This is a genomic window from Brevibacillus gelatini, assembly GCF_003710935.1.
Classification (GTDB): Bacteria; Bacillota; Bacilli; order Brevibacillales; family Brevibacillaceae; genus Brevibacillus; species Brevibacillus gelatini.
In genome coordinates this window covers 25,168-38,992 of sequence record NZ_RHHS01000022.1, presented here as the reverse complement: position 1 = coordinate 38,992, position 13,825 = coordinate 25,168, and the positions used below count along the sequence as shown (strand labels likewise).

Annotated in this window: 16 protein-coding genes; 13 read left to right on the top strand and 3 right to left on the bottom strand. The window is 54.8% G+C overall.

The annotated features are described in order from the left end of the window. The first annotated feature begins 16 nt into the window (after window positions 1-16). The 5 genes from mtaB (at window position 17) to EDM57_RS09910 (ending at window position 3,630) form a co-directional block, all read left to right on the top strand. The gene (gene mtaB / locus EDM57_RS09930) at window positions 17-1,375 is read left to right on the top strand and encodes a tRNA (N(6)-L-threonylcarbamoyladenosine(37)-C(2))-methylthiotransferase MtaB (RefSeq protein WP_122904611.1); all 1,359 of its coding nucleotides are present in this window, start codon (window positions 17-19) and stop codon (window positions 1,373-1,375) included. Next, entirely contained in the window at window positions 1,372-1,800 is a 429-nt protein-coding gene (locus EDM57_RS09925) for an NUDIX hydrolase (RefSeq protein WP_122904610.1), read from the top strand. Before mtaB ends, EDM57_RS09925 begins: the two co-directional genes overlap by 4 nt. Window positions 1,801-1,803: 3 nt before the next feature. Next, window positions 1,804-2,469: a deoxyribose-phosphate aldolase gene (gene deoC / locus EDM57_RS09920; protein ID WP_122904609.1), complete on the top strand. Its 666-nt coding sequence runs from the start codon at window positions 1,804-1,806 to the stop codon at window positions 2,467-2,469. A 107-nt stretch (window positions 2,470-2,576) separates the two neighbouring features. Continuing rightward, entirely contained in the window at window positions 2,577-2,972 is a 396-nt protein-coding gene (locus EDM57_RS09915; protein WP_122904608.1) for a CidA/LrgA family protein, read from the top strand. Further along, complete coding sequence (locus EDM57_RS09910) at window positions 2,965-3,630, top strand: LrgB family protein (protein ID WP_122904607.1); 666 nt, start codon at window positions 2,965-2,967, stop codon at window positions 3,628-3,630. The genes EDM57_RS09915 and EDM57_RS09910 overlap by 8 nt, the downstream gene beginning before the upstream one ends. On the opposite strand, the gene EDM57_RS09905 is transcribed toward EDM57_RS09910, so the two are convergent. Continuing rightward, window positions 3,611-4,585, bottom strand: coding sequence for a Na/Pi cotransporter family protein (locus EDM57_RS09905; RefSeq protein ID WP_122904606.1), 975 nt, complete (start codon window positions 4,583-4,585; stop codon window positions 3,611-3,613). The two genes, EDM57_RS09910 and EDM57_RS09905, sit on opposite strands and share 20 nt — an antisense overlap. A gap of 131 nt (window positions 4,586-4,716) precedes the next feature. Between EDM57_RS09905 and EDM57_RS09900 the strand changes: the two genes are divergently transcribed. Next, window positions 4,717-6,012: a class I SAM-dependent rRNA methyltransferase gene (locus EDM57_RS09900; protein ID WP_122904605.1), complete on the top strand. Its 1,296-nt coding sequence runs from the start codon at window positions 4,717-4,719 to the stop codon at window positions 6,010-6,012. 117 nt (window positions 6,013-6,129) lie between these two features. Here the strand turns inward: EDM57_RS09900 and EDM57_RS09895 are convergent, their stop codons facing one another. After that, the gene (locus EDM57_RS09895; RefSeq protein WP_122904604.1) at window positions 6,130-6,624 is read right to left on the bottom strand and encodes a hypothetical protein; all 495 of its coding nucleotides are present in this window, start codon (window positions 6,622-6,624) and stop codon (window positions 6,130-6,132) included. Between the two features lie 235 nt (window positions 6,625-6,859). Between EDM57_RS09895 and EDM57_RS09890 the strand changes: the two genes are divergently transcribed. Continuing rightward, the gene (locus EDM57_RS09890; protein ID WP_122904603.1) at window positions 6,860-7,987 is read left to right on the top strand and encodes a D-alanine--D-alanine ligase; all 1,128 of its coding nucleotides are present in this window, start codon (window positions 6,860-6,862) and stop codon (window positions 7,985-7,987) included. Between the two features lie 129 nt (window positions 7,988-8,116). Here the strand turns inward: EDM57_RS09890 and EDM57_RS09885 are convergent, their stop codons facing one another. Next, complete coding sequence (locus EDM57_RS09885; RefSeq protein ID WP_122904602.1) at window positions 8,117-9,499, bottom strand: UDP-N-acetylmuramoyl-tripeptide--D-alanyl-D-alanine ligase; 1,383 nt, start codon at window positions 9,497-9,499, stop codon at window positions 8,117-8,119. A gap of 260 nt (window positions 9,500-9,759) precedes the next feature. Here EDM57_RS09885 and rpsU point away from each other — a divergent pair, with 260 nt between their 5' ends. From rpsU to EDM57_RS09855, 6 genes are all read left to right on the top strand, one after another. Continuing rightward, complete coding sequence (gene rpsU / locus EDM57_RS09880) at window positions 9,760-9,933, top strand: 30S ribosomal protein S21 (protein WP_005833076.1); 174 nt, start codon at window positions 9,760-9,762, stop codon at window positions 9,931-9,933. A gap of 17 nt (window positions 9,934-9,950) precedes the next feature. Then, window positions 9,951-10,397 carry a GatB/YqeY domain-containing protein gene (locus EDM57_RS09875; RefSeq protein ID WP_122904601.1) on the top strand — a complete coding sequence of 149 codons (447 nt, stop codon included), beginning with the start codon at window positions 9,951-9,953 and terminating at the stop codon, window positions 10,395-10,397. A 149-nt stretch (window positions 10,398-10,546) separates the two neighbouring features. Beyond that, window positions 10,547-11,881, top strand: coding sequence for an NfeD family protein (locus EDM57_RS09870; protein ID WP_122904600.1), 1,335 nt, complete (start codon window positions 10,547-10,549; stop codon window positions 11,879-11,881). A gap of 15 nt (window positions 11,882-11,896) precedes the next feature. Next, complete coding sequence (floA, locus tag EDM57_RS09865; RefSeq protein WP_122904599.1) at window positions 11,897-12,901, top strand: flotillin-like protein FloA; 1,005 nt, start codon at window positions 11,897-11,899, stop codon at window positions 12,899-12,901. Window positions 12,902-12,912: 11 nt separating this feature from the next. Beyond that, window positions 12,913-13,410 (top strand): hypothetical protein, encoded by a 498-nt coding sequence (locus tag EDM57_RS09860; protein ID WP_122904598.1) that lies wholly within the window; start codon window positions 12,913-12,915, stop codon window positions 13,408-13,410. Window positions 13,411-13,561: 151 nt separating this feature from the next. Continuing rightward, window positions 13,562-13,768, top strand: coding sequence for a sigma-70 family RNA polymerase sigma factor (locus EDM57_RS09855; protein ID WP_122904597.1), 207 nt, complete (start codon window positions 13,562-13,564; stop codon window positions 13,766-13,768). The last annotated feature ends 57 nt before the right edge of the window (window positions 13,769-13,825 follow it).

The window sequence follows — 13,825 nt, the reverse complement described above, 5'->3', positions numbered from 1 at the left end:
GAAAGGAGGAATGGCAATGTCTACCGTTGCTTTTCATACATTAGGCTGCAAAGTGAACAGCTATGAGACAGAGGCGATCTGGCAACTGTTCAAGGCAGAAGGCTACGAGCGAGTCGACTTTGAACAGGATGACGCCGATGTTTACGTGATTAATACTTGTACCGTTACGAATACAGGTGATAAAAAGAGCCGTCAGGTCATCCGCCGCGCGATCCGGCGCAACCCGGACGCGATTGTCGCCGTAACCGGCTGCTATGCGCAAACGTCTCCCGGCGAGATCGCGCAAATCCCTGGCGTGGACATCATCGTGGGAACGCAAGGGCGTGAGAAGCTGACGGAATACGTCAAGCAAATTCAAGCCGAGCGCAAGCCGATCAATGCGGTTGGCAACATCATGAAAACGCGCGAGTTTGAGGAACTGGACGTTCCGAACTTCACGGACAGAACCCGCGCTTCCCTGAAAATCCAGGAAGGCTGCAACAACTTTTGCACGTTTTGCATCATTCCGTGGGCGCGCGGCCTGATGCGCTCCCGCAAGCCGGAGAGCGTGATCGAGCAGGCGAAGAAGCTGGTAGAAGCAGGCTACCTGGAAATTGTTTTGACCGGGATTCATACAGGCGGATACGGCGAAGACCTGGAAGACTACAACCTGGCCAAGCTGCTGGTCGACTTGCATCAGGTGGATGGGCTCAAGCGCATCCGCATCAGCTCGATTGAAGCGAGCCAGATTACCGATGAAGTCATCGAGGTTATCAACAATTCCGACCGTATCGTGCGCCATCTGCACGTGCCGTTGCAGGCAGGCGATGACGAAGTGCTGAAGCGCATGCGCCGCAAGTACACGACAGCCGAATTTTACGAAAAAATGGTGAAAGTGCGTGAAGCGCTGCCAGGTGTGGCGATTACGACAGATGTCATTGTCGGCTTCCCGGGCGAGACCGAGGAGCAGTTCATGAACGGCTACAACTTCATCAAGAAAATCGGGTTTGCAGAGCTGCACGTCTTCCCGTATTCGATGCGGACTGGTACGCCGGCTGCACGGATGACCGATCAGATTCCGGAAGAGGTAAAACACGAGCGCGTAACGAGATTGCTTGAGCTGAACCGGGAGCTGACCATGGCTTACGCCAAGCAATTCGTCGGCGACGTGCTGGAAGTAATTCCAGAGCGTCCGTTCAAGGATGCGCCGGACAGCGGACTGTTAATGGGCTACTCCGACAACTACTTGAATGTCGTGTTCCCTGGCGACGAGAGCATGATCGGAAAAATTTGCAAGGTCAGACTGGACGAACCTGGCTCTGAATATTGCCAAGGGACGTTTGTCCGCGTCCTTGAAACGGAGCAGCCGTCTTATTTGAAGGAGCGGGCCATATGAAGGAAATATCGGCAGGAGGCGTAGTCTATCAGCTGCAAGACGGGGAATACATGCTTCTTTTGATCGAAGACCGCTATGGCAAAGTCACGCTGGCAAAAGGCAAGCAGGAACTCGGCGAGACGATCGAGGAAACCGCTCTGCGTGAAGTTTTGGAGGAAACAGGAGTGGCAGGGCGTCTCGGCCCCAAACTCGACATGATTACTTACGTCTACACGCATCCGGTGACGGGGGAGTCCGTCGACAAGGAAGTCCACTATTATCTGGTTGAAGCTTACAACACAGAGATTACGGTGCAACTGGAAGAAATCAATGACGTCCACTGGCATCCTGCCAAAGAGGCATGGGAGCTGCAACTGCAGCGGGGATACCGGAACAACGACGACATTTTTCGCCTTGCTTTCCAAAAACTCGGGATTGAGGTGTAGTTTATGCAGTTGAACAAATACATTGACCATACCCTTTTGAAGCCGGAAACTACGCAAGAGATGATCGACAAGCTCTGCGCGGAAGCAAAAGAGCACGATTTCATGTCTGTGTGCGTCAATCCTTTCTGGGTAAAACGTTCTGCCGAGCTGTTGGCGGGTACAGATGTGAAAGTGTGCACCGTAATCGGCTTTCCTCTGGGAGCGAACACGACTGCGGTAAAAGTGGCGGAAACACGCGACGCGATTGCCAACGGCGCAACCGAAATCGATATGGTGCTGAACATCGGCGCCCTGAAATCCGGTGATCTGGAAACAGTGAAGCAGGACGTGGCTGCCGTGAAGCAAGCGGCCGGAGATGTGCTCGTGAAAGTCATTTTGGAGACAGGGCTTCTCACCGATCAGGAAAAAGAAATCGCCTGCAAGCTCTGCGTGGAAGCAGGCGCAGACTATGTGAAAACGTCCACCGGCTTTGGCGCAGGTGGAGCCACTGTAGAAGACATTGCTTTGATGCGGAAAACTGTCGGCCCTGATATTGGGGTAAAAGCATCCGGCGGTGTGCGCGACGGCGAGACAGCTCTCGCCATGATCGAGGCAGGTGCGAGCCGCATCGGTACGAGCTCCGGCATCGCGATTGTGACTGGGGCAAAAGCAACAGGCACCGGATACTAGAACGCAAACAAAGCCTGGCCGATGTAAGGGCCGGGCTTTTTCCGTCCTAAATTTGTGAGCGCTCCAAAAAAGATTATGGGAAGAGAAAACGGGGAGGGTTGTGACAGATGAAAATGGTCACAGGGATCGGTATTCTTCTTGCTTTTTACGGAGTGGGAGTGCTGGCGAGCGAGTGGCTGCACATCCCTTTGCCTGGCAACCTGGTCGGGATGCTCTTGTTGACGATTGGGCTTGTCACCGGCTGGATTCGGATGGAGTGGGTAGAGAAGGCGAGTATGTTTCTCATTCGCCACATGATGCTGTTTTTCGTCCCGATTATCGTCGGGGTAGCCACCTATCTGAATTTGTTTGCCCAGGCTCCGTGGCCGATTGCGCTGTCGCTGATTGTGGGGCCGCTTTTGGTCATGCTCGTCACGGGCCGGGTGGTCCAGAGCTATTTGCACCGCCAGCAGCAAAAGACAGAAGCTGCGGCAGTGGAGGAGAGGAGGACGCTGGATGCTTAGTCAATGGTTGGCGATTCTCGTCACGCTGGCAGGCTATCGCGGGGCACTCCTGGTAAACGCCCGCTTTCCCCGCTTGCAGCCGATCATTGTCGCTGTCGTGCTCGTCTGGCTGATCTGGTGGGCCGCAAGCGATGACTGGGAAGCTTTTTCTGATGGGGGCAAGTGGATTTCGTTCTGGCTCGGTCCTGCTACCGTCGCGTTGGCGGTTCCGCTCGCCAAACAAATCCGGGAGTTTGCCCACATCTGGCGCGGCGTTTTGCTCGGCGTCTGTGCGGGGTGTGCCGTGGCGATTGCGTCTGTGTATGCGATCCACTGGTGCTTTGGCACAGATGACTTGCTGCTCAGAAGCATGCTGAGCAAATCGGTCACGACGCCGATTGCCTTGGAACTGGCGGCGTCGATTGGCGGAGTGCCTGCTCTTGCTGCCTTTTTTACGGCGCTGACAGGCATGGTCGGGGTGATGATCGCGCGCCCTGTCCTCAAATGGGGCCGGATTACCGACGACTGGGCAATCGGAATCGCCGTGGGAACGAGTGCGCATGCGATTGGAACAGCCAGCTTGAACCGGATTTCCCCTGTCCAGACAGCGGCTTCGAGCGTCGCGATGATCGTCGCGGGCGTCGTCACCTCGCTGTACCTCATCCCGTTTTCTTATTGAGCCAGACGGTCGTTGCAGGCGGTTGCCGTCTATCCGGAATGATCCACTGGATAAAGCGGGCAATCTGGGACGCAAACGGCAAGGCGGCCATCGAGCAGATCAGATTGAAGATTGTCTGGGAATGGGCAATCTGCATCGAAGGGCTATCCGTTAAAAAGGCGCTTACCTGGGCAAGCTGGGTTAAAAAAGGTAAAAAAACAATCGCGCCTGCGACGTTGAACAGGGTATGGCACCAGGCAACCTGCTTCGAGGCAATATTCGCTCCGATTGCGGCAACAACAGCGGTGAAGCATGTGCCGATATTGGCTCCGAGCACGATGGCAAGCGCTGTTTCCATGGACAAAATCTGATGGCTGAGCAGCCCCATCGTGATAACAGTCGTCGCTGACCCGCTGTGGATGAGCGCGGTGAAAACAATTCCCGTGACAAGGCCGATCCAGATGGAATGGCTGCTCTCCAGGAACAGGGAGCGGAACGTCTCGGATTGCTCCAACGGCTTTGCCATCAGCTTCAGCGTATCAATTCCGAGGAAGATCAGGCCGAACCCGGCAATGACAAGGCCCGTGCAGCGAACGTTTCGGCGCGGCATCAGCCAGAGAGCCACGCCGACAAGCAGCATGGGGATGGCGAACGACTCCAGCTTCAATGCGACCAGCTCTGTCGTCACCGTCGTGCCCAGATTGGTGCCAAGAATGATGCCGACCGTCTGGGCGAACTGGATGATGCCGGCATTGGTCAGGCCGATGGTCAGGACGGTTACGGCGCTGGAGCTTTGCAGGACAAACGTGGCGATCAGTCCGATCCAGAAGCTATGGTAGGGCGTGCGGGTGAAGCGCGACATCCATTCTTCCATTTTTTTGCCCGCCAGATTTTGAAAGCCGGTCCGCATCGCATACATACCAATGAGAAAAAAGCAGAGCCCGATCGTAAACGGGACGAGAATGGAGAAGATCACAAGCTGGGTTCCTCCTTCTTGATTGCAGTACAAGCGAGGCTGGCCGCAAGCATGCGGAGCCAAATGCAAAGGAAATTACTATTACGCTATGCCTGTACGAGGGCAAGCATGACAAGGAGAGGGTCAACTGCATGGCGAGAGTGTTACTGAATCAGCATCGGAAAAAGCGGCTGGAAGCGGGACATCCGTGGGTTTTCCAATCGGAGGTCATGGAAATCCAGGGTGAGGTCGTGCCGGGGGAGATCGTCGAGGTTACGAATCACAAAGGCCACTTTTTGGCAAAAGGCTACATCAACCCCGCCTCGCAAATGATCGTGCGCATTTTGAGCTACGATCCGAACGAAGTGATCGACTATGCGTTTTTCTTGCGCAAAATCAGACAGGCAGCGCAGTTTCGCGAGAGGTTTGTGGACAACCCGCGCGCCTGCCGCGTCATTTACGGAGAGGCCGATTTTTTGCCTGGGCTGATCGTCGATCGTTACGAGGATACACTGGTTGTACAGGTTCTTTCGCTGGGCATGGAAAAGCGGATTGACTGGATTCGCGATGCGCTCGTGGAAGTGTTTGCGCCGACAGGCATCTATTTGCGCAACGACGTGCCTGTGCGCAAGCTGGAAGGGCTGGCGGAAGGAAAAGGCGTCCTGTACGGAGAATGTCCGCGTGAAGTATTGATCGAGGAAAACGGCCTGAAATACTACGTGGACATCGTCGAGGGGCAAAAAACCGGATTTTTCTACGACCAGCGGGAAAACCGCGCTTCGATTGCGCCACTGATGAAAGGCTGGGGCGAAAAGCACGGCATTACCCTCCAGCACGTAGAAATAGACGGCGAGCAAAAGCTCATGCCTGTCGACAAGCGCGGAAAAGTCGTCAAAAATCCGTTCTGGGACGGGGCAGAGGTGCTGGAGTGCTTCACGCATACAGGCTCGTTCACGCTGAACGCCTGCAAGCACGGGGCGAAAAAAGTGACCGCGCTTGACATCTCCGAGCACGCCATCGAAACGGCGAAGCGCAACATTACCTTGAACGGCTTTTTGCACCGCGTCGAGTTTGTCGTTGCCAATGCGTTTGACTATTTGCGGGCAAATGTGGAGGCGGGCAAAAGCTGGGACGTGGTCATTCTCGACCCGCCAGCCTTCGCCAAGTCGCGAGGAGCCGTCAAAGGCGCCTGCCGCGGCTACAAGGATATTAACCTGAACGGGATGAAGCTTGTCCGTCCGGGCGGCTTTTTGGTCACGGCCTCCTGCTCGTACCACATGTCTCCCGAGCTGTTTTTGGAAACGATCCAGGACGCGGCGGTCGATGCGAAAAAAATCTTGCGGCTGATCGAGTGGCGCGGAGCCGGGAAGGACCATCCGCAAATCAGCGGGGCTGACGAAGCGCATTACTTGAAGTTTGCCATTTTTGAAGTGCGTGATCGCAAGTAGAAAAAGAAAGCAGCGCCGAAGCGTATCTGGCGCTGTTTTTGCGTTCATGGGGAAAATGGGGGCGCTACTCGGGCCAGCTGGCTGACACCCGCCGTCTAGCTCGTCAGACTGCCGGGCTTACTGTGCAAACTGTTTGTCGTTTTTCACCTGCCGGACGAGGTCGAGAGCTTTTTTGAAGCCGAGCTCTTTTCCGAGCAAGACTTGTCCTTCGGCGGGGGTGGCAGCGCGGGCCTGGCTTAATGTCTGCAGCTCGTGGGTCAGCAAATGCTCGATGAGGTAGAGCTGGACCTGGCCGATTTCACGCTCGCTTTTGCGGTCCCGCTCCCGGAGCTTCGCCCGTTGCTGGCTTTCCTCCACATATTTGTCGATGTCATCCTCAAGAAAATGGGAGGCGTTGCAAATAATTTGCCGATAGTCATCCGTCTGGGAGGGAATCGGCCGGATGGTGTGCCCAAGGTGAGCGAGCAAAAATTTGTTCAGGACGATGCTGTCCCGCGTGTAGTCGTTGTGAAGGAGCGAGTACTCCCCCAAAAAAGTGCCGTTGTCTTTGTCGTAGCTGTGCAATAGCGTGTACGAGGAGCAATAGGTACAGTAAAGCAAGTAGTCTCTCATGGACATCCCTCCAGCAAAATAGCTCCATGACAGCGTTTTTACTCCCCATGATATGACGAAGTTTCGCGGTGGGTGATACTTGCTTCTCTTGTAATTGCCGATCGGTTTGTGTATGCTAAATGACGAGCTTTTGCCCGGTACAACGTGCAGAATCTGGGCGTTTGCATAGTATAGGGGAGAGATGAAACTAAGGTAGACTCTTTTGCCTGCCACATAGGAAAGGAGCATGGCACGGATGGGAACAGAAAAAATCCGTCTGGGAATTATTTATGGGGGAAAATCCTCGGAGCACGAGGTTTCTTTGCGGACAGCCTTGTCGATCATGAAGGCTGTGGATGCGAATAAATACGAGGTAACGCCAATTTACGTGCAATTGGACGGCTCTTGGGTAAAAGGAGAGGCGCTGGCAGGCCAGCTGCCGGAAACAATCGACGCGCTGCGCCTGACGGCTGGCGCACAGTCACCTAACCAGCCAGCCGCGGCTGGACAGGAGCTCATTACGGCAAGCAAGCCGGCGTCCATGTTTTCCATCGGTCAGCAGGTAGACGTGGTCTTCCCGGTCGTACACGGACCAAATGGCGAGGATGGCACGATTCAAGGGCTGCTGGAGCTCGCCAACCTGCCTTATGTCGGCACGGGCGTCATGGCCTCCGCTGTCGGCATGGACAAGTGGATGATGAAGACGGTCTTCGCCCAGGTCGGTCTGCCGCAGGTGAAGTACGTAGGGCTCTTGCGCTCGCAATGGGAAAAAAGCCCCGAGGAAGTCGCGGAAAAAATCGAGCGTGAACTCGGCTATCCGTGCTTTGTCAAGCCAGCGAACATGGGCTCCAGCGTCGGAATCAGCAAAGCGAAAAACCGCGAGGAGCTTGTGCAGGCACTCAATCTCGCTGCCCGCTTTGACCGCAGGCTGATCGTGGAGGAATTTGTCCAGGCGCGGGAGCTGGAGATCGGCGTACTTGGCAACGAGGAGCTCATGACGTCGGTGGTGGGCGAGATTATCGCGGCCAAGGAATTTTACGATTACGAAGCCAAGTACAAAGGAGCGGGCACAGAGCTGTCCATTCCTGCGGCCATTCCGGCGCATGTCGCCGAAGGGATCGCCGACATCGCGAAAAAAGCGTTCCAGGCGCTGGATGGTTCCGGGCTTTCCCGTGTCGACTTTTTCTGGGATGAGAAAAATGACAAACTGTACATTAACGAAGTGAATACCATGCCAGGCTTTACGCCGTTCAGCATGTACCCGATGCTGTTCCAGGCAGCAGGAATCAGCTACAGCGAGCTGATTGACCGTCTCGTGCAGCTTGCGCTCGAACGCCATGCCGACAAGCAGCGCAACATCGTCGAGGCGGAAGGGCTGGAATAGCTGGAAGCGGGAACGAGAAAAGGTGCTAGCAAATAGCGCCTTTTTTTCGTATTCGGATGCCAAAAGGCCAACAAGAACCGCAGCCGAACCGAAAAAAGCGCCCCCCGTCGAGACGAGAGGCGCTGTATTTCAAAAGTGATTTTCCAGATCGTCAAGCAATGTCCACAGTTCCATGCCTTTTGACGCTTTGAACAAAAAGGCGTGGCTTGCATCGCGCAGCGGCAAGAGAGCGGTGAGTGCCTCTGCCTTCGTGGCAAAATGCAGCTTGTTGCCGCCGTAGGCATCGTGCAAGTGGCGGCTGTCTTCGCCGACGGTGACGAGCAGCTCGATGCGATCCGCAATGTCTGTGAGCGCTTGGCCGACTCCGGCGTGCATCTGGGCGCTTTGCGGCCCCAGCTCGTACATGTCGCCCAGGACGAGCACTTTTTGGCGAGACGGAAACAGTTCGGCAAATGTGCGGGAAGCGGTTTCCATCGACGACGGGCTGGCGTTGTAGGCGTCGCTGATGTACAGCGAACCGTGCCTGGAGGGCACCTGCTCAAAGCGCATGGCGGACAGCTTGACAGTCGCCAGTGCCTGGACGATCTGCTCAGTGCTCATGCCAAGACGCTTGGCGATGGCGACTGCTGGCAGGGCGTTCAGCACGCTATGCTTGCCGTGCAGGGGAAGAAATGCAGAAAAACGCTCCCCGGAAGCGAAGCAGACGTCAAACTGTGTCCCGCTGTCGGTCGGCTCGATCTTTTCTGCCCACAGGTCACAAGGCTCCTTGACCGAGTAGTACATGATCTCGCCGGGATACAGGTGGGCAATGCGCGGCAAATACTCCGAATCCTTGTTCAGCAGAACGAGGCCGTCCGGTGCTGTGTGCGGCAGCAGCTCCGCTTTGGCGAGCGCAATTTTTTCCCGCGTGCCGAAAAACTCCAGATGCGACTCGCCAATGAACGTAATGACGCTGATTTGCGGTTTGACCAGACTGGCGAGCAGGTCGATTTCTCCGGCGTGATTCATCCCAAGCTCCAGGACGGCAGCCTGATGCTTCTCCTCGACTTGCAGCAGGGAAAACGGCACACCGAGATGATTGTTCAGGTTTTTATATGTTTTGTAAACGGGAGAGCGCGCCTCCAGTACGTGGGCAACGATGTCCTTGACCGTTGTTTTCCCGATGCTGCCCGTGATGGCGATATGCGGGATGGCGAACTGTTTGCGATAAGCTGCTGCCAGCTTTTGAAAAGCGCGCAGCGTGTCGTTGACGAGAATCAGACCGAAGTCTTTTGGCAAGCCTGCAGGAATTTTTTCCTGATTGGATATGATTGCGGCTACAGCGCCCTGTTCGACGGCTTGCAGCAAAAAATCGTGACCATCCCGTATACCGCTTGTCATCGCCACGAACAATGACCCCGGATTCAACTGGCGGGTATCGAAGTGAACGGATGACACGGCAAGATGCGGGGAACCTGCCAGCAAGAGTCCTTCCGCGTTGATGGCAGCCTGTTCCAGCGCAATTGGTTTCATGTGCACGAACTCCTTTTTTTCATGATCCTTCTCCAACCTCGAAGTCATGCTACCACGCGCCCGTTATGGCCGCAAGACAAAATTGCGGGACTGGCCGTTGCAGTCGCGTTTCGCCGTCTGCAATCATGATCCTGGATTTCACGAAGAAAAAAGAACTAAAGGTTGACCTGCATTAGTCAATTATCCTATAATGAAGTGTGACAGTCTGTTCGTACCACGATTCAGGCGTCCCACGGTTTTAGCGGAGGGAGGGAAGACAAATGGCAGAAATTCGAGTCAAGAAAAACGAGTCTTTGGATAGCGCACTTCGCCGCTTCAAGCGTGAGAGCGCCAAATCCGGTGTGATGGCGGAACTGCGTAAACGTCGTCACTTTGAGAAGCCTAGCATTCGGCGCAAAAAGAAATCCGAAGCAGCTCGCAAACGTAAGTACTAATGGACGGAGGGCCCATCATGAGTGTAATGGAGCGACTCGATCAAGATATGAAGCAAGCGATGAAGGACAAAGCTGCTCTAAAACTCTCTGTTATTCGCATGGTGAAAGCCGCTTTAAAGAATGAAGAGATTAACAAAGGCAGAACTTTGTCTGAAGACGAAGTGCTGACCATCTTGACTCGTGAGTTAAAACAACGCCGTGAATCCCTCCACGAATTCGAGAAGGCAGGCCGTGAGGAACTTGCCTTAAAATCGCGCGAAGAGATCGACGTGCTCTCCGCTTACTTGCCCGCTCAGCTCAGCGAAGACGAAATTCGCCAAATCGTTCGGGAAGCGATTGCCGCCACGAATGCCTCTTCCAAAAAGGAAATGGGCAAAGTGATGGGGGCAATCATGCCGAAAGTGAAAGGCAGAGCAGACGGAACCCTCGTGCAAAAGATTGTATCTGAGGAACTACCATCGTAGACGAGCAACACCTCATATAGATACGAACGGAAAAACTCAGCCGGAAGAAGATGGCTGGGTTTTTTCTTTTTTTGAAACAATCTCCATCCTTTTTCGTATACCATAGTGGGCATGATGCTGAAGCTGATACAAGGAAGGAGGTACATGCAATGACTACAGCAAGGCCAGCTTTGCGTCGTGTGCGACTGCTCTTTTCGTTTCTCTGCATGATGATGGGGCTTTCGATGTTTCTCGCAACACCGGGGACTTTTGCCCAAACCTATCAAAAAGCGGTCTGGGTTCCGGTAGACAACACGATTGAGCGCGGTCTGGAAAGCTTCCTGAAGAGAGCTTTCCTTGACGCGGAAAAGCAGCAGGCAGACCTTGTCATCTTGCATATCAATACGCCAGGTGGCGAAGTGGATGCTGCCGACCAGATTGGGCAGCTGATCCGCCAATCTCCCATGCATACCGTTGCCTACATTGACAATCAGGCTTTTTCAGCGGGTACCTATATCGCTTTAAACGCCAACGAAATCGTTATGACACCAGGCAGCAGCATAGGGGCAGCGACTCCGATTGATCTGGCAGGCAATGCAGCCGACATCAAGTTCATCTCCGGGTGGAGCAAAAAAATGTCGGCAGCGGCCGGATTGAACAACCGAAATCCCGATGTGGCGCGGGCCATGGTCGAAATTGATACGGAGTTTCCGGGATTGAAGCCGAAGGGCACGGTGCTCTCGCTCGATGCCAAGCAAGCAAAAGCATTGGGCTACGCGGATCGCGTCGTTTCCGGCAAGGAAGAGCTGCTTGCCAGTCTGGGGATTGCAGGCGACTCCCTCCAGATGATCGAGCCGACAGGCGGGGAAATAGTCGCGCGCTGGGTGACCAGTCCGTATGTCATGAGTCTTTTGCTCGTCATCGGTCTGGTGGGAATTGTGGTTGAGCTGTTTGCACCTGGCTTTGGTGTCGCAGGTACGATCTCTCTCGTTTCTTTTGGCCTGTATTTCTTCGGCCATTATGTGGCAGGCTTTGCAAACTGGCTGCACATCGGTCTGTTTGTGGTCGGAATATTACTCATGATTTTGGAAATATTTTTGCCAGGCGGTATTGTCGGGGCGATCGGTTTCATCAGTATCGTGACCGGGCTGGTAATGGCTGCTTACGACACGCAGCAGGGGCTCGCTTCGCTGGGCATCGCCGCAGCCGTCACGGCTTTCGTCACATTTTTGCTCATCAAACGGTACGGCGTCAGAGGGTTGTTTGGCAAATTTGTTCTCGGTGACGTACAGCGAAACGAGGAAGGATATGTAGCGCCGAAGGACCAGCGTGACCTCGCCGGGAAGACGGGGATTGCCCTTACCCCTTTGCGTCCGGCTGGTGTTGTGAAGGTGGAAGGAAAACGCGTTGATGCGGTTTCGGCCGGAGGTTTTATCGACCCCGGAACGGCGATTGTCGTGGTGCAAGTAGAAGGTACGCGCGTCGTTGTAGCCGAACAAGAATAAAGGAGTGATTTGCACATGTTGGAAAGCGGATTGATACCTCTTATTTTTATGGTGGCGGTCGCCATCGTAGCTCTCTCGATTTTCTTCTCGTTCGTTCCGGTGATGCTCTGGATTTCCGCCCTCGCATCGGGTGTGAACATCGGGATCATTACGCTCGTCGCCATGCGTCTTCGCCGCGTCGTTCCGTCGCGCATCGTAAACCCGCTCATCAAGGCGCGCAAGGCTGGTTTGCAACTGGATACAAACCAGTTGGAGAGCCACTATCTGGCAGGTGGTAACGTAGACCGTGTCGTGGACGCACTGGTCGCAGCGCAGCGCGCAGATATTCCGCTCGGCTTCGAACGCGCCGCAGCGATTGACCTGGCAGGGCGCGACGTATTGGAAGCGGTACAAATGAGCGTTAACCCGAAAGTAATTGAAACGCCAGTCGTAGCAGCGATGGCAAAAGACGGGATCGAGCTGCGCACCAAAGCAAAAGTGACTGTACGCGCCAACATTGACCGCCTGGTCGGTGGTGCGGGCGAAGAAACGATCATCGCGCGTGTCGGAGAAGGCATTGTCTCGACCATCGGTTCGTCCAACAGTCACAAGGACGTATTGGAAAATCCGGACCTCATCTCCAAAACCGTACTGAACAAAGGTCTGGATGCAGGAACGGCGTTTGAAATTCTCTCGATTGACATTGCAGACGTCGATGTAGGCAAAAACATCGGGGCGCAACTGCAAACCGACCAGGCCGAAGCCGACAAGCGCATCGCGCAGGCAAAAGCCGAAGAGCGCCGTGCGATGGCGGTTGCCCAGGAGCAGGAAATGATGGCGCGCGTACAGGAAATGAAGGCAAAAGTAGTAGAGGCAGAAGCACAGGTTCCGCTTGCGTTGGCAGAAGCGTTGACCAGCGGCAAATTGGGCGTCATGGATTACTACAACCTGCAAAACATCGCAGCGGATACCCAAATGCGCCAATCGTTCGGGCATCCGGGTGACAAACCGGACCATGACTCGCCTGATCGGAAAGAGTAAGGGCGATTGCCATGGACGAACTCATTGAGCTCCTCTTTGACTTGTTTGGCTGGGTTCTGCCTCTGATTGGAAAGTACTGGTTTATCATACTGGGCTACATCGGTTACAAACTGCTGGGCTTGGGCGGCAAAGGGAAAAGGATGGCACAAGGAAAGCCGAACCGCCCCTTGACGCCTGTCGAAACCCCCTGGGTGGAAGAGCCCGCTGTGACACAGGAGCGGCAAACGGTGCGGGCTTCTGCCAAATACGAGCCAATCGAGCCGGACACAGAGTCGATGGAAGGCGTCGGAGTGGAGCAGGAATGGGCCTTTCCCGAGCCTGCGCGCGCTTCGAATGGCTCCACGATCCGCGTGTCCGCTGCGGCAGCAGAGCCGGCTCCACAGCGAGCGAAGCCGCGGTCTGTCAACACTGCGGACCCGCGCGAGGGCATGAAGTGGGCGCTGATTTTTGGGGCGCCGCGCTCCAAAGCTCCTTACTTTGCCGAGCGCTCCCGCAACGCGATCAAATAGCTTATTTGTACACCCGACAGGCGAACATCATGGTTGCCTGTCGGGTGTTTGCGCTTGTCGAAAATTTGGGCTTGTCTCCACGAATACGGTTGAATATCCTGTAGTGTATAGAAACCGTTTCCACTGATGAGAAGGAGTGGTGGACAAGCGAATGAGTGAGCAAATTTTTGAGCAAATGGGACGCTTTCGCCAAAAAGTGATTCGCCTTGCCATCTTTGAAAGAAAATCCATCTATGAAACAGCCATTGCTTGCGGCTGCTCCGCGGAAAAGGTCAAGCGGGTCCTGAAAAAATGGAGGACGCTTACACGAAGCGAACAGCAGTTGTCCGCCTTCCTTGCAAAAGAACAGCAGCGATAGACCTCCGGCACTTGGAATCTCCAAAGTGCCAGAGGTCTTTTGTTTTTGCCCATGCCC

Excerpts from the sequence above, each read along its gene's own strand:
- EDM57_RS09910 (WP_122904607.1), top strand. The coding sequence starts at position 2,965 with ATGCTTAGTCAATGGTTGGCGATTCTCGTCACGCTGGCAGGCTATCGC.
- rpsU (WP_005833076.1), top strand. The coding sequence starts at position 9,760 with ATGGCAGAAATTCGAGTCAAGAAAAACGAGTCTTTGGATAGCGCACTT.
- EDM57_RS09875 (WP_122904601.1), top strand. The coding sequence starts at position 9,951 with ATGAGTGTAATGGAGCGACTCGATCAAGATATGAAGCAAGCGATGAAG.
- deoC (WP_122904609.1), top strand. The coding sequence starts at position 1,804 with ATGCAGTTGAACAAATACATTGACCATACCCTTTTGAAGCCGGAAACT.
- EDM57_RS09870 (WP_122904600.1), top strand. The coding sequence starts at position 10,547 with ATGACTACAGCAAGGCCAGCTTTGCGTCGTGTGCGACTGCTCTTTTCG.
- EDM57_RS09860 (WP_122904598.1), top strand. The coding sequence starts at position 12,913 with ATGGACGAACTCATTGAGCTCCTCTTTGACTTGTTTGGCTGGGTTCTG.
- EDM57_RS09900 (WP_122904605.1), top strand. The coding sequence starts at position 4,717 with ATGGCGAGAGTGTTACTGAATCAGCATCGGAAAAAGCGGCTGGAAGCG.
- floA (WP_122904599.1), top strand. The coding sequence starts at position 11,897 with ATGTTGGAAAGCGGATTGATACCTCTTATTTTTATGGTGGCGGTCGCC.
- mtaB (WP_122904611.1), top strand. The coding sequence starts at position 17 with ATGTCTACCGTTGCTTTTCATACATTAGGCTGCAAAGTGAACAGCTAT.
- EDM57_RS09925 (WP_122904610.1), top strand. The coding sequence starts at position 1,372 with ATGAAGGAAATATCGGCAGGAGGCGTAGTCTATCAGCTGCAAGACGGG.
- EDM57_RS09915 (WP_122904608.1), top strand. The coding sequence starts at position 2,577 with ATGAAAATGGTCACAGGGATCGGTATTCTTCTTGCTTTTTACGGAGTG.
- EDM57_RS09895 (WP_122904604.1), bottom strand. The coding sequence starts at position 6,624 with ATGAGAGACTACTTGCTTTACTGTACCTATTGCTCCTCGTACACGCTA.
- EDM57_RS09885 (WP_122904602.1), bottom strand. The coding sequence starts at position 9,499 with ATGAAACCAATTGCGCTGGAACAGGCTGCCATCAACGCGGAAGGACTC.
- EDM57_RS09855 (WP_122904597.1), top strand. The coding sequence starts at position 13,562 with ATGAGTGAGCAAATTTTTGAGCAAATGGGACGCTTTCGCCAAAAAGTG.
- EDM57_RS09890 (WP_122904603.1), top strand. The coding sequence starts at position 6,860 with ATGGGAACAGAAAAAATCCGTCTGGGAATTATTTATGGGGGAAAATCC.